Genomic DNA, 13216 nt, shown 5'->3' with positions numbered 1-13216 from the left:
GCCCAACGATGGCGATCTACGGAATAGGGACGGATCTCGTTCAGGTAAGCCGTGTAGCGGGCGTGATGGAGCGCACGAAAGGGCGTTTCGCCGAGAAGGTGCTCGGGGCCGACGAACTTCGCATTTACCACGCGCGTAACGCGCGCTCCGAACTCCGCGGTCTTGCCTTCCTCGCGACGCGTTTCTCCGCGAAAGAAGCGTTTTCGAAAGCGATCGGACTGGGCATGCACTGGCCGATGACATGGCGCGCGCTGCAAACGCTCAACGAACCGAGCGGCAAGCCGAAGATTGTCGCGTCGGGAGAACTCGCCGACTGGATGGCGGTGCGCGGCATTACTGCCCAGGTCACGATCACCGACGAACGCGATTACGCGGTGTCGTTTGTGATCGCGGAAACCGGCGCGAGCCCAGAAGCACACACAGCAACAAAAACCCCCTGACTTTCTCGCTCCCAATTTGAACTCGTTAAAACGCACTCCCGGGCCAGTCATGCTCGACGTGGCCGGTACAACCCTCTCCGACGCCGACATTCGCCGTATCGACCATCCGATGACCGGCGGCATCATCCTCTTCGCGCGGCATTTCCAGGATCGCGCGCAGCTCGTCGCGCTGACTGACGCGATTCGCGCGGTTCGTGACGACATCCTGATTGCCGTCGATCACGAAGGCGGCCGCGTGCAGCGTTTCCGTACCGATGGCTTCACCGTCCTGCCCGCGCCGGGCAAGCTCGGCGAGCTGTGGGACCGCGACGTGTTGCTGGCAACAAAAACTGCGACCGCGTTCGGTTATGTGCTCGCGGCGGAATTGCGGGCGTGTGGCATCGACATGAGTTTTACGCCCGTGCTCGACCTCGATTACGGGCAATCGAAGGTGATCGGCGATCGTGCGTTGCACAGCGACCCGCGCGTGGTGACGATGCTCGCCAAGAGCCTGAACCACGGTCTCGCGCTCGCTGGTATGGCCAATTGCGGCAAGCATTTTCCGGGGCACGGGTTTGCATCGGCGGATTCGCATGTGGCCATGCCTGTGGATGACCGTTCGCTAGAGGACATCCTCGCCGCCGATACCAAACCGTACGACTGGTTGGGCATGTCCTTGGCATCGGTGATCCCGGCGCACGTGATTTACCCCCAGGTCGATGAAAAACCCGCAGGCTTTTCGCGAGTCTGGCTGCAAGACATCTTGCGCGGCAAACTCGGTTTCAACGGCGCGATTTTCAGCGACGACCTGTCGATGGAAGCCGCCCGCGCCGGTGGAACGCTGACCGAAGCGGCCACGGCGGCGTTGACCGCAGGCTGCGACATGGTGCTGATCTGCAATCAGCCGGACGAAGCGGAGAAGGTGCTGGAGCGGCTTACTTTCGTGCAGACGAAGGCATCGCAGACCCGCTTGCGGCGGATGCGGCCACGAGGCCGCGCATGGAGCTGGGGCAAGCTGATGGAGCAGGTGGAATATCAGCAGGCGCGAGCGCTGGTGGCGAGCGCGCTGGGCTGAAGCGCTTGCTAACTAGGTCGAACGTAGGCGAGTGCGGACGAGCACAACCGCATAAAAAAGCCGCTGGTTCGAAAGAACGAGCGGCTTTTTCAATCAACGATCCAATCACTCCAGCTTCATGCGCTGGAGCTTGTTGTAAAGCGTCTTCGGGCTGATCCCAAGTAGCGTCGCCGCGCGATGCCGCGTGCCGCCCACCGCCTCAAGCGTCGCACGAATCAGCATGTCCTCGACATCGGCGAGTGCCGTGCCCACCGTCACCTGCACGCTGCTGCCGTTCAGTCCACGCCCGCCCGCACCGCCTTGCTCATCGGCGCGCAAGGTTTCGATGACATCGCCGGATGCGTGATACGCGCGGCGTACCCGTTCGCGTAGTTCGCGCACATTGCCGGGCCATTCGGTTGTCAGGCACTCGCGAATGAAATCCGGGCTCACGCGTTTGGGCGCGCCGCTCGTAATGCCGCTCACATGGTTCTCGCGATTCAGTTCATCGACGAAATGCTCGGCCAGCAAGGCGATGTCGTCGCCCCGGTCGCGCAAGGGCGGCAACGCAATCGACGACGCATTCAGGCGCAGGAACAGATCCTCGCGCAATTTGCCATCGGCGACGGCGTCTCTTACCGGCGTACGCGTCGCGGCGAGCAGGCGGAAGTCCGTCACGATCTTGTTGCTGCCGCCGACCCGCATGAAGGTCTGCGAATCGAGCGCGCGTAGCAGGGCTTCCTGCTGCGGGATCGGCAATGCATCGATCTGGTCGAGGAACAGCGTTCCGCCACCCGCCTGCTCAAGCAAGCCGGGTTCGCGGTTCTCCGCGCCGGCAAACGCACCGCGTTCGTGGCCGAACATCAGGCTTTCCATCGAACGATTGCTGGTCTCGTTGGCCGCGGCGCAATTGAACGAAACGAACGGACCTTTGCGGCGCCGGCTCATCTCATGCAGCGTGCGAGCGGCGACTTTCTTGCCGGTACCGCTTTCGCCGCAGATCAACACGGCGGCTTCCGTGGGCGCGGTGTGTTCAATCAGGTCGTAGACATGCCGGATCGCACCGCTGCGCCCGAGCAATCCCCCGAAATAGCCGAGCTCGCGCAGCGTCGAGCGTAACGCCCGTACTTCTTCCGTCAGCTCGTAAGGGCGCGGAATACGGGCGAGCAGGCTGCGCAGGCGCGGAATGTTGACCGGCTTCAGCAGGTAATCCCAGATCCCTTGCCGCAAGCCCTCGATCGCGCTCTCCACCGTTGCGTTTCCCGTCATCACGATCACAGGCAACGCACCGCCGGGCGGTTGCGCCGGCAGGTTGTGGAGCAGGTCGAGACCGCTGCCGTCGGGCAGGTTCAGGTCGACCAGCACGACGTCCGGGATGAAGCGCGTCAGCGCCGAGCGCGCTTCGGCGAGCGTGGTCGCGGTATCGACGGAAAAACCGTCGGCCGCAAGGATGGCGGACAGGCCGGAAAGGCTATTGGGATCGTCTTCGACAATCAAAGCGTGTGGCATGGCGGACACAACGTATTAAATGGTCTGAAATTCGTTCCGCGCCGGTCGCCTCCAATGGCGAGATCCAGCGGCGGACGCCTCGATGCCGAGCTACGTCGGTGTGAGCTGTTGGCGCGATGACGTCACGGTGTCAAGTTTCCGCCCAAGGTTCCAGCCCTCTCCCGACGCGGCGGGGTCTTTGTCCTGCGCTTCCTGATGTATTCCTGAAGCGTGTTCCTGAAACGCCGGTTATGTCTGAACACGATGTCCAAGCACGACTTGCTCCCGACGCAATCGCTCAGCCCGTCGGCATGCTAGTGGCCTGCTATTGCGGCTTCACGTTCAGTTCGTTCTTGACCGACTGCACGCCTTCCACGCCACGCGCGACCGCTACCGCTTTTTGAATCTGGTCCGGCGAATTCACAAAGCCCGACAACAGCACTTCACTCCGATACGTCGTCACACTCACCGCCAGCGACTTCAGGCCCGGATCGGCGAGTAGAGCTGCTTTCACCTTCGCGGTGAGTGCGGAGTCGGCGGTGTATTCGCCAGCCGATTCATGCGATGGCGTCGACGAACATGCGGCCGTGATCGCGATTACCGGTACGGCACATGAAACAGCAAGAACAAGACGGGCGAGAGCGGTTTTTGTAATTGGCATGGTCATGTGTTGTTGTTGGAAAATTCGACGCCGTCACAGCGCAGTCACAACTAGCACAGCAGGTTTCATGCCATCCTCACCTTTAACAAAAATCAAGGTTTTTAGCACTTAACATCGCATCCTATGCCGGGAATACCCGGAAATTTCGAGAAACAGACCGGTAAAGTTTGCCTGAATTGGAAATAATGTTCAGCAAAAAGAAAAAGCGCCCCGAAGGGCGCTTTTTTAAATTCTCTTTTTACTTGGAGCGCGCAAGCCGGCTTTGGCAGCCGGCCGGCCGAAGCCTTAAGCGCGGCTGCGGTACTCGTTGGTACGGGTATCGATTTCGATCTTGTCGCCAATACCGCAGAACAGCGGCACTTGCAGTTCGAAACCGGTCGCGAGCTTGGCGGTCTTCAGGACCTTGCCCGACGACGTGTCACCCTTCACCGCCGGTTCCGTGTAGATGATCTCGCGAACCAGCGTGGTCGGCAGTTCCACCGAGATGGCTTTCTCGTTGTAGAACACCACTTCGCACGGCATGCCGTCTGCGAGGTAGTGCAGGGCGTCGCCCATCATGTCGGCTTCGACTTCAAACTGGTTGTAGTCGGCGTCCATGAACACATACATGGGGTCGGCGAAGTACGAGTACGTCACTTCCTTGCGGTCGAGCTGGACGACGTCAAACTTGTCGTCCGCCTTGTACACCGATTCCATGTTGCCGGTGGACAGCAGGTTACGGAACTTCATCTTCACGACCGCGGAATTGCGGCCGGATTTGTTGTACTCGGCCTTCAGCACGACCATGGCATCGCTGCCGATCATCACGACGTTGCCGACGCGGAGTTCTTGTGCGGTCTTCATATTAAAAAACTGTCCTGTACGAAAATGTGAGCCTGATCGCTGCAATGTCGACGGCCGGCTCGTGGCAGGGTCGCTTGCTTTAATCGAAATTAAATCGCAAACCCGGGCGCTGTAGCCGCCTCACTGACTATTTCATTGACTTTGACTATTACTTTGACTATTCCCCCAGCGTGCTCATTCCCCTGTGGAATTCGTTCAGAACGGATAGTGTTCCGAACTGTAAGCCGTTGGATAACCGCTTATTTTAACTGAGTTTTCGCGAATTCCGCCAGATTTCCAGCCAGATCGCCGACGCTCGCCAGTTCCGTCGCCCAATCGGCGGCGCGCCGTTCCAGCAGCGCGCGGTTTTGCCAGAAATCGTCCCAGTCTGGGGTGCCCGCGCCGTTCCACGCGTGCCAGAAACGTTCGAGCGAGGCCCGCGCCCCGTCCGGCAAGCCGTTCGCGTAGTGGGCAAGCGCCGCGTCGAGTTTCGGCAGATGGGCGTCGTCGCCTTGCGGGTAGATGTGCCAGACAAACGGCTTCTGCGCCCATTGCGCCCGTACGAAGGAATCCTCGCCGCGCACGAAATTCAGATCGGAAGCCCAGAGCAGGGCGTCGAAAAGCGGCTGTTCGACAAAACCCAGCGCGTAGGCCGAGAGCGATCCGCTTGTCGCCTTCGCCCCCGCCGGAAAGGCCGGCAGGCCAAAAAACCGGGCAACCGCGCCGGAAATGCGTCCTTCCGGCACGAGCAACGCGATTGGCGTGGCGCAATCGCGCCATTGTTCAAGCAGCGTATCGATTGCTGGATTCTCGTACGCGAACAGTGAAATGACGGTCGTGCCGGACGGCGGCGGCGCGATGCCAACACGCGCGTGCCACCACGCATCGCGATCGAACGCCTCGTGCTCGGCATCAAGCGCACGCTCTTTCAGCACGCCACCCGTGCCCGGGCCCAGGCCGGGGAAAAAAAACGTCTTGTCGAGCGCGTAGCGCGGATGCGGCGACGGCCGCAGATGAAAATCCGCGACCCAGTCCTCCGCGCTCAGATATTCGAGATTCATCCACACGGGCTTCTTCTCGCGGCGTGCCATCGCGCTCACGTACACCGCCGGCAGTTCGCAGCCGAACGCCTCGATCACGACATCGGCGATCTGCAGCGTGTCGCCGGCATGCGACGGCGCATGCCAGTGCTCGATCATCACGCCCGCCGCGCTTTGGCGGTCGAGCGTGGGATCGACGGCGGGGCAGAGCGCATGAAAGGCCTTGAGATCGTCGACGAACAGCCGCACTTGCCAGCCGTGTTCGCCGGCCAGTTGGCGCGCGAGCCGCCAGCAGACGCCGATATCGCCGAAATTGTCGATGACCGCGCAGAAAATATCGCACGCGATGTCGGTGGCTGGCGCACCGGGATCGACGCTGGCGTGGCCGGGAGCAACCGGCAATTGTTCCGATGAAGACGGCATGGGCAATAGAGCGGCGATGAACCGCTAATGAATGGTGAAGAATGGCGGACAGCGGTTTGAACTAAACTGGCGCTTTTAAGGATAACGATTCGCGCGGCGCGCTGCGTTACGGTCGAGTTAGGGGCTTGGATGGGCGTGCGTCCTTCGTGCTTCGCCCATGCTCCGCTCGAAACCAATAAATCATTTTGCCGACCTCAAGCTGCGCGTTTCCCGCCATCATCCCTGCATGACAGACTCCGACGTTTTCGACCCCAAAAAAAGCCTGGCTCAGTTACCGCATTTGCCGGGCGTGTACCGCTATTACGACGAGCAAGGCAACGTGCTGTACGTCGGTAAGGCGCGCGACCTGAGAAAACGCGTGTCGAGCTATTTTACGAAGACACTGCTTTCTCCGCGCATCGCGATGATGGTCACGCGCATCCGCAAAATTGAAACCACGGTCACACGGTCCGAAGCCGAAGCGCTGCTGCTCGAAAATAATCTGATCAAGGCGCTCGCGCCACGCTACAACATCCTGTTTCGCGATGACAAGTCGTACCCGTATCTGAAGCTCACCGGCCATAAATTTCCGCGCATGGCGTATTACCGTGGCGGCGTTGACAAGAAGAACCAGTACTTCGGCCCGTTCCCGAGCGCCTGGGCCGTGCGCGAAAGCATCCAGATCCTGCAACGCGTTTTCCAGTTGCGCACCTGCGAGGATTCCGTCTTTTCCAACCGCACGCGGCCTTGCCTGTTGCATCAGATCGGACGCTGTACCGGTCCGTGCGTCGGCCTGATCAACGAGGAGGATTACGCACGCGATGTGTCGAACGCATCGCGTTTCCTGCTCGGACGCCAGGGCGAAGTGATGAAGGAACTCGAGCAGAAGATGCACGCATTCGCCGCCGAACTCAAGTTCGAACAGGCCGCGGCCGTGCGTAACCAGATGAGCTCGCTGTCTACCGTGCTGCATCAGCAGGCCATCGAGGTAGGCGGCGATAACGACGTCGATATTCTCGCGGTCGTCGCGCTGGGCGGCAAGGTGTGCGTGAATCTCGCGATGGTGCGCGGCGGCCGGCATCTCGGCGATAAAGCCTATTTCCCGACGCACGTAGAGGCGGCGTTGGCCATAGAAGACGCGATGCCGGAAGAGCTTGCCGGCGACGACTTCGTGGACGGCGTGGCGAATATCGTCATCGAACAGGTCGATGCGGATGTCGATGCGCTTATCGACGAAATCGCACTTCCCGCGGGCACGCTCGCGGCGCGCGAACAGGTGTTCGAGGCGCACGCCACGACGGGTGAAATGCAGGAGGAGATTGCCGAAACCGGCGACGCGCCGCTGGATGACGCGACGGAATCGGAACGTCAGGGCGCGCTTGAGGCCGAGGTGCTGGAGGCGTTTATCGCGCAGCATTACATTGGCAATCGCGTGCCGCCGGTGCTGGTGGTGAGCCACGCGCCGACGAACCGCGAACTGGTCGATCTGCTGATCGAACAGGCTGGTCACAAGGTCGTGGTGCTGCGTCAGCCGCAGGGACAAAAGCGCGCGTGGCTGTCGATGGCTGAATCGAATGCGAAGCTTGCCCTCGCACGCTTGCTGTCCGAACAGGGTTCGCAGCAGGCTCGCACGCGTTCTCTTGCCGACACGCTGAGCTTTGAAATGGACGATCTCGCGCAGTTGCGGATCGAATGTTTCGACATCAGCCATACGATGGGCGAGGCGACCCAGGCATCGTGCGTGGTGTATCACCATCACAAGATGCAGTCGGCCGAGTATCGGCGCTACAACATCACCGGCATCACGCCGGGTGACGATTACGCCGCCATGCGCCAGGTCCTCACGCGCCGCTACGAGAAGATGCTGGCGCAGGCCGCCGCGCGAGCCGTTGATGAGCCGGCGCAGGAAGCGGTGGAGCGGGTGGAAGAGGTGGTGTTGGAGGCCGCCGCGCAAGTGGAGCCAACCAGCCCAGCCGAAGCCGATGTCGCCGAACCCGTGCCGTCGGGCGGGCGCTTGCCGAATATCGTGTTGATCGATGGCGGCAAGGGGCAGGTCGAGATCGCGCGGCAAGTGTTCGCTGAACTGGGCCTCGATCGCAGCATGCTGGTCGGCGTGGCGAAGGGGGAAGGGCGCAAGGTGGGCCTCGAAACCCTGATTTTCGCCGATGGCCGCGCAGCGCTCGAACTCGGAAAAGAGAGCGCGGCGCTGATGCTGGTCGCGCAAATTCGCGACGAGGCGCACCGTTTTGCAATTACCGGCATGCGCGCGAAACGGGCGAAGACGCGGCAGACATCGCGGCTCGAGGAACTGGAGGGTATTGGTGCGAAACGGCGCCAGCGGTTGCTGTCGCGCTTCGGTGGTTTGCGCGGGGTGCAGGCGGCGAGCGTGGAGGATCTGGCGAGCGTCGAAGGCATTTCGCAGGCGCTCGCCGAGCAGATCTACCGGCAGTTGCATTGAGTGCAACGTCCGGCCGTTCAGTCCGTCGTCTTGTGACATATAGGGCGACGCGGCACAATGGCACCTCTCTATAAGAGTCACGCCCATGCCGTTTAATTTTCCGATTTTCCTGACGTGGCTTCGAATCGTGCTGATTCCGCTCGTCGTGGGCGTCTTCTATTTGCCGGACGTGATGATGAGCCCGGACCATCGCAACCTGCTTGCAATGGTCATCTTCGTGCTGGCTGCGCTGACCGACTGGTTCGACGGCTACCTCGCGCGCAAGCTCAATCAGACATCGGCATTCGGCGCGTTTCTCGATCCCGTTGCAGACAAACTCATGGTCACTGCGGCGCTGCTCGTGCTCGTGCAACTGATGCGGCTGAACGCAGTGATTGCGCTGGTCATTGTGGGGCGTGAGATCACGATTTCGGCATTGCGGGAATGGATGGCGCAGATCGGGGCATCGAAGAGCGTGGCGGTGAATTCGCTCGGCAAATTCAAGACCGTCTGCCAGATGGTTGCTATCCCCATGCTGCTGTTCTACGGGCCGTTGAGGATTGCCGGTACGCCGCTCGTTATCGATACCCGCGTGTGGGGGCTCTGGCTGATCTACGTTGCTGCGTTCCTCACGGTGTGGTCCATGCTCTATTACATGAAGCTCGCATGGCCGCAGATTCGCGAGCGCGGTGGCATGTTGTGATTCGGCATGCTGTGATTCAGATTGGAGAGCGTTTAAAAGTGATGGGGTACATACAAAGCGCTTGACACTAAAGTTGGCCTTCTCCATAATCTCGTTTCTGTCGGGTGAACGCAAAAAACCGCGAAGCCTGATGAAGGTCGAAAGCAGCAAATTGGCAGAAGAAGTCAGCAAGATGCGGGAGTAGCTCAGTTGGTAGAGCGCAACCTTGCCAAGGTTGAGGTCGCGAGTTCGAGCCTCGTCTCCCGCTCCAGATTAAGAAGGTCATTGGCAATGGTAAGCCGGTGGCTGGCAGTAAAGTGCAGGACCATGCGGGAGTAGCTCAGCTGGTAGAGCGCAACCTTGCCAAGGTTGAGGTCGCGAGTTCGAGCCTCGTCTCCCGCTCCAAAAAAAGGGGAAGCCAAGCTTCCCTTTTTGTTTGGTGGACCAGTTCAATACGGTGACGTTGGGTTGGTTTTGCCAGATACGGAATGCTTCATGTAGTCCCCGCTTCCGGCGCGATAGCAAAGCGGTTATGCAGCGGCCTGCAAAGCCGTTTAGGCCGGTTCGACTCCGGCTCGCGCCTCCAGAGATTCAAAGAAAAAGCCCTGACTTGTCAGGGCTTTTTCTTTGTCTGTCGATTTTCCATCTATGGAAACGCGTCCTCGGAAGCGGTCCCCTCCCTCTACTAGAAAAACGTGCAAAACCACGCGTAGATCGGCTACCTGGCCGTTGATGCGAGTTTTGCTGCGAGGCATGTCGACAAAAAAATCGAGTCCTTCAGCGATGTGGGAATACCCCATCCTCCGCAATGGCTTGCTGCCGACGCCACTTTCCTAGAGTTTTGCTTGTCCCGAAATCGACCCATGCTACGTTGTAGACGAATAAATTTGACTTTTACCACCTAAAACTTGAAGTTGATTTTGCATATGGTTTGGATTGGCCGTTATTACGCAACTACCTTGACCGGCTGCTTAGCAAGGCCTTCGGAACTAGGTGCTGGCAGTTGTCGCTGACGCGGCTGTATAACCGATGTGCCAAGAATATATTCAATCGCATCGCGCACATTCTTGATAGCGTTGTCCGCTTCCCCTAAACCGCCGATGATGTGAGAAGGCGACGCCTACGTAAGGCGAATCCCGGCATTTTTCGCGAAGACTTGGTCGAGCGTCGCGCCTGGCCGCTCGCTTACGGTAAAAAAAGACCGCCCAATGGCGGTCTATCTCTTGCACTTGCTGATCCAGCGATGGGTGCTAGTTAGCGCGCTGGCTCCAGGGAATGGAACTCTGTGCTGTTTCATCGGGTGCCTTTGCTGGCGTCCACTTTCTGCTTGATGGACGAGAACGCCTTTTGTGCGGAGACGGAGATTTGTCGTTTCCCGCGCTTTAGCGCTGCGACCTCTGATTTCCTCAGCAGTACGGAACCCGAGGAGGTACTGGGCTTCGTCGGCCGTGAGCGCAGCCGGCTCGATTCCGAAAGTTTCACGGATGACATGGCCATACTCCTTCTCTAAGCGTTTTACGGTCTTTTGGACCGAATAGAGTCTACCAGACCGGCTAGCGTTGACCAGAACGGCTGTAGCAACCACGTTTCCACCGTTTCTTCGAATATGGTCTGTTAAATCGCACAACGTTCCGCCGAGCGTCGTGACGTCATCCACGAGGATGTAGTCCCTTCCTCGGTACACCGCGCCATGAAACGACGCGCGAGAAATAAGGCGTTCCATGGCGTCGGCGCCGGTGTGATAGACCTTTGTCGTTTGTACGATTTCTTCGTCTAGTTCGCCGCCGGCGATCGAGAGCATGACGGCTAAAACCTGCGGGATTGCGTTGTCACCCTTAGCCTCGCGCGCATGCGGTGCTACATAGATGGGTTCGTCGGGAGTTTCCTACCGTCCATCAGCAATGTCAGTTGCTGATGGAGCGGTTGTGCCAAATCACTGACGAGGTCGATTGCAGCGTGGGCATCGCCAGCCTTTGCCAGTTGATATGACTGGTGTGCCTTAAGTTCTTTGTCGTTGGTCCAGAGGAACAACGGTTCTGTCAAAGCTGGCGGGAACCCAAGCACCCGCCTCGGCGGCCCACTCGGAGCAAACTTCCCAAGCAGGGATGTCCAAGTGTGCACCGAGTTTGCATTGTCTGAAGGGTAGCCCCTGCCGCGTTTCGCCATCCTGAATTATATCTTGAGCGGAGCCGCTGGTTTGCTCTGCTCACGCAGTGACGATGTAGTTTCCAGGCCGCGTAGAGTCCGTGTTCTGCGACCGCGCAGACAACTAGCGGGTCGATCTACGCGCCAGATAAACGATGTCGCGCCAACCGTGCGGCAGCCAGATCCCACGCTGCGCACCCAACGCTTTTGAAGAGTATGGGTTGATCCGACGAACCAACCCACGAGCGCTCGATGACAGCGGCCAACGTGCCGACGGTGTCCCAATCGACGTTCGCCTGAATGAGATCGCCGGCTTCGTGTCTCGCGCCCACTGGATCGTCCACCAGGATCGCGCTTTGGTGCACGATCGATGCGGCGATTTCGGCCGCGTCCGGCGTGAACGCGCCGACTCCTACGACCAGCCGCCCAGGGCGCGCCGGACCTTGGTAGACCGGAGTTTTACTCGTGGTCAGTGTGACAACGACATCGACGTCTTCGGGGATCATATCGCCCTCGACCGGTATCACCCGTGAGCTCAGTTCTGCATGGGCCACCACAAACCGGACCGCCGCTTGGGGCTTCGATCCTTTGACATACAGGACCGCGTCAGGGAAGAGCGCAGCAAATGCTTCGGCATGATTGCTCGCTTGCTTACCCGTGCCAATCAGCAGAATCGATTTCGCGCTTCGGGCAAGGCTGCGGATGCCCAGCGCCGATATCGCGGCGGTGCGCCTGCCCGTGACTGTCGGGCCGTCGAGCGAGAAGAGCAGTTGTCCGTTGGTCGAGTCGTATGCCGTGACCTGGCCGTGAATCGTCGGCATGCCTTGCGCCCGATTGCCGGGACACACGTTCACGAGCTTGTGGATCGCGATGTCCGCTGCACTCGCTGGCATCGACAGCATGACGCCGCTCGCCTGCAGCGGCACAACCAGCCGCTCCGGACTTTCTATCCTGCCCGCTGCATATTCGACAACCGTCGCGCTCAAGGTATCAACTAGTTCCGCATAGGGCAGCAGTGCCGCAGTTTGTTGTTCGTCGTAGGACTGGGTCATCTTCATCGCACCAGGAAACCGTAGGTCAGCGGATCGCGGTCGTCGATTATCCAGTTAGCGAAACCGCAAATGTACGCATTGCCCTCGACTTCCGGGATGACTGCATCGAACGATCCGAGCTTCGTTTCGCTCAGCACGCGCCCCTTGAATATCGTGCCAATCACCGACTCGTTGATCAGCGTTTCATCTTTGCCCAGCAGGCCACGCAAGTACAGTTGCGCGACCCTGCCGGCCGTGCCGGAGCCGGTCGGCGAGCGATCGACTTCACGGTCGGCGAAGACGCAGCAGTTCGCCTGCGTGGAACCCGCGTGCCGCGCTTGATTGGCGATGATCGTGCCATAGATGTGATTCAACTCGGGGATCTCGGGATGCTCCACCTTGACCGCTGCGTTGGCAGCGACCTTGACCTCGGCGCCGAACTGAATCAGTTTGTCGATGGCCGACTCGCGAATGGGCAGGTCGAATGGAGCACCGTCGGTGTAGAAATAGAACGCTCCGCCGAAGGCGATGTCGCCGGTAACGCTCCCGAACGACGGTGTCTCCACGGTAACGTTACGTTGCCAGATGAACGAGGGCACGTTCACGAAGCGCACATTGCCCGCGTGATTCCCATCCCATTGCACGAACGCTTCGATGAAACCACAAGGGGCGTCTATCCCCACGCGTGTTTCCGGCGAAGTCCGTTCGATCCAGCCCAGTTCCACCGCCGCTGTCGCGAGGCCGATCACGCCATGACCGCAATGATCGCTGTAGCCCTCGTTGTGCACGAAGATCACGCCAAAATCGGCGCCTTCGCTGACGGGCTCCGTGAGGTAACCGCCGTACATGTCGGCGTGACCGCGCGGCTCGAACATGAGCGAGCGGCGAATGTGGTCCGCATGCTCCTTCAGCCACGCGCGACGCGCGACGATGGTCTTGCCCGGCATCTTCGGCAGACCGCTCGTGACGATGCGAAACGCCTCGCCTCCGGTATGAACCTCGACCGTGCTGATTGATTTCGTAATTCTCATGTCG

The 13216-nt window shown here is 59.8% G+C and carries 11 protein-coding genes and 3 tRNA genes; 7 read left to right on the top strand and 7 right to left on the bottom strand.

Annotation, left to right across the window (positions count from 1 at the left end; translation table 11 throughout):
• The first annotated feature begins 8 nt into the window (after positions 1-8).
• Complete coding sequence (gene acpS / locus ACSQ8V_RS13325; RefSeq protein WP_213766786.1) at positions 9-440, top strand: holo-ACP synthase; 432 nt, start codon at positions 9-11, stop codon at positions 438-440.
• Positions 441-489: 49 nt separating this feature from the next.
• Complete coding sequence (gene nagZ / locus ACSQ8V_RS13320; RefSeq protein WP_436205990.1) at positions 490-1494, top strand: beta-N-acetylhexosaminidase; 1005 nt, start codon at positions 490-492, stop codon at positions 1492-1494.
• Positions 1495-1599: 105 nt separating this feature from the next.
• On the opposite strand, the gene ACSQ8V_RS13315 is transcribed toward nagZ, so the two are convergent.
• The 4 genes from ACSQ8V_RS13315 to earP form a co-directional block, all read right to left on the bottom strand.
• Positions 1600-2982, bottom strand: a complete 1383-nt coding sequence (locus ACSQ8V_RS13315; RefSeq protein ID WP_436205989.1) for a sigma-54-dependent transcriptional regulator — start codon at positions 2980-2982, stop codon at positions 1600-1602.
• 304 nt (positions 2983-3286) lie between these two features.
• Entirely contained in the window at positions 3287-3622 is a 336-nt protein-coding gene (locus tag ACSQ8V_RS13310; protein ID WP_213766783.1) for a BON domain-containing protein, read from the bottom strand.
• Between the two features lie 285 nt (positions 3623-3907).
• The gene (gene efp, locus ACSQ8V_RS13305) at positions 3908-4465 is read right to left on the bottom strand and encodes an elongation factor P (RefSeq protein WP_062089336.1); all 558 of its coding nucleotides are present in this window, start codon (positions 4463-4465) and stop codon (positions 3908-3910) included.
• Between the two features lie 239 nt (positions 4466-4704).
• Positions 4705-5907 (bottom strand): elongation factor P maturation arginine rhamnosyltransferase EarP, encoded by a 1203-nt coding sequence (gene earP / locus ACSQ8V_RS13300; RefSeq protein ID WP_436205988.1) that lies wholly within the window; start codon positions 5905-5907, stop codon positions 4705-4707.
• A gap of 226 nt (positions 5908-6133) precedes the next feature.
• Here earP and uvrC point away from each other — a divergent pair, with 226 nt between their 5' ends.
• From uvrC to ACSQ8V_RS13275, 5 genes are all read left to right on the top strand, one after another.
• The gene (gene uvrC, locus ACSQ8V_RS13295; RefSeq protein WP_436205987.1) at positions 6134-8344 is read left to right on the top strand and encodes an excinuclease ABC subunit UvrC; all 2211 of its coding nucleotides are present in this window, start codon (positions 6134-6136) and stop codon (positions 8342-8344) included.
• An 85-nt stretch (positions 8345-8429) separates the two neighbouring features.
• The gene (pgsA, locus tag ACSQ8V_RS13290; RefSeq protein ID WP_062089334.1) at positions 8430-9026 is read left to right on the top strand and encodes a CDP-diacylglycerol--glycerol-3-phosphate 3-phosphatidyltransferase; all 597 of its coding nucleotides are present in this window, start codon (positions 8430-8432) and stop codon (positions 9024-9026) included.
• 174 nt (positions 9027-9200) lie between these two features.
• Positions 9201-9276, top strand: a tRNA-Gly gene (locus tag ACSQ8V_RS13285).
• A gap of 58 nt (positions 9277-9334) precedes the next feature.
• Positions 9335-9410: transfer RNA gene (locus tag ACSQ8V_RS13280), tRNA-Gly, on the top strand.
• A 107-nt stretch (positions 9411-9517) separates the two neighbouring features.
• Positions 9518-9591, top strand: a tRNA-Cys gene (locus tag ACSQ8V_RS13275).
• A gap of 630 nt (positions 9592-10221) precedes the next feature.
• Here the strand turns inward: ACSQ8V_RS13275 and ACSQ8V_RS13270 are convergent.
• The 3 genes from ACSQ8V_RS13270 to lhpH form a co-directional block, all read right to left on the bottom strand.
• Positions 10222-10806, bottom strand: coding sequence for a phosphoribosyltransferase (locus ACSQ8V_RS13270; protein ID WP_436205986.1), 585 nt, complete (start codon positions 10804-10806; stop codon positions 10222-10224).
• 481 nt (positions 10807-11287) lie between these two features.
• Positions 11288-12202, bottom strand: coding sequence for a bifunctional Delta(1)-pyrroline-2-carboxylate/Delta(1)-piperideine-2-carboxylate reductase (gene lhpI / locus ACSQ8V_RS13265; protein ID WP_436205985.1), 915 nt, complete (start codon positions 12200-12202; stop codon positions 11288-11290).
• A 2-nt stretch (positions 12203-12204) separates the two neighbouring features.
• The gene (gene lhpH, locus ACSQ8V_RS13260; protein WP_436205984.1) at positions 12205-13212 is read right to left on the bottom strand and encodes a trans-3-hydroxy-L-proline dehydratase; all 1008 of its coding nucleotides are present in this window, start codon (positions 13210-13212) and stop codon (positions 12205-12207) included.
• Positions 13213-13216 lie beyond the last annotated feature (4 nt).

Origin of the sequence: Caballeronia sp. LjRoot31 (genome assembly GCF_964253885.1) — a bacterium.
Taxonomy (GTDB): Bacteria; Pseudomonadota; Gammaproteobacteria; order Burkholderiales; family Burkholderiaceae; genus Caballeronia.
The sequence above is the reverse complement of the archived record's forward strand: the minus strand, read 5'-3'. Positions and strand labels throughout refer to the sequence as shown.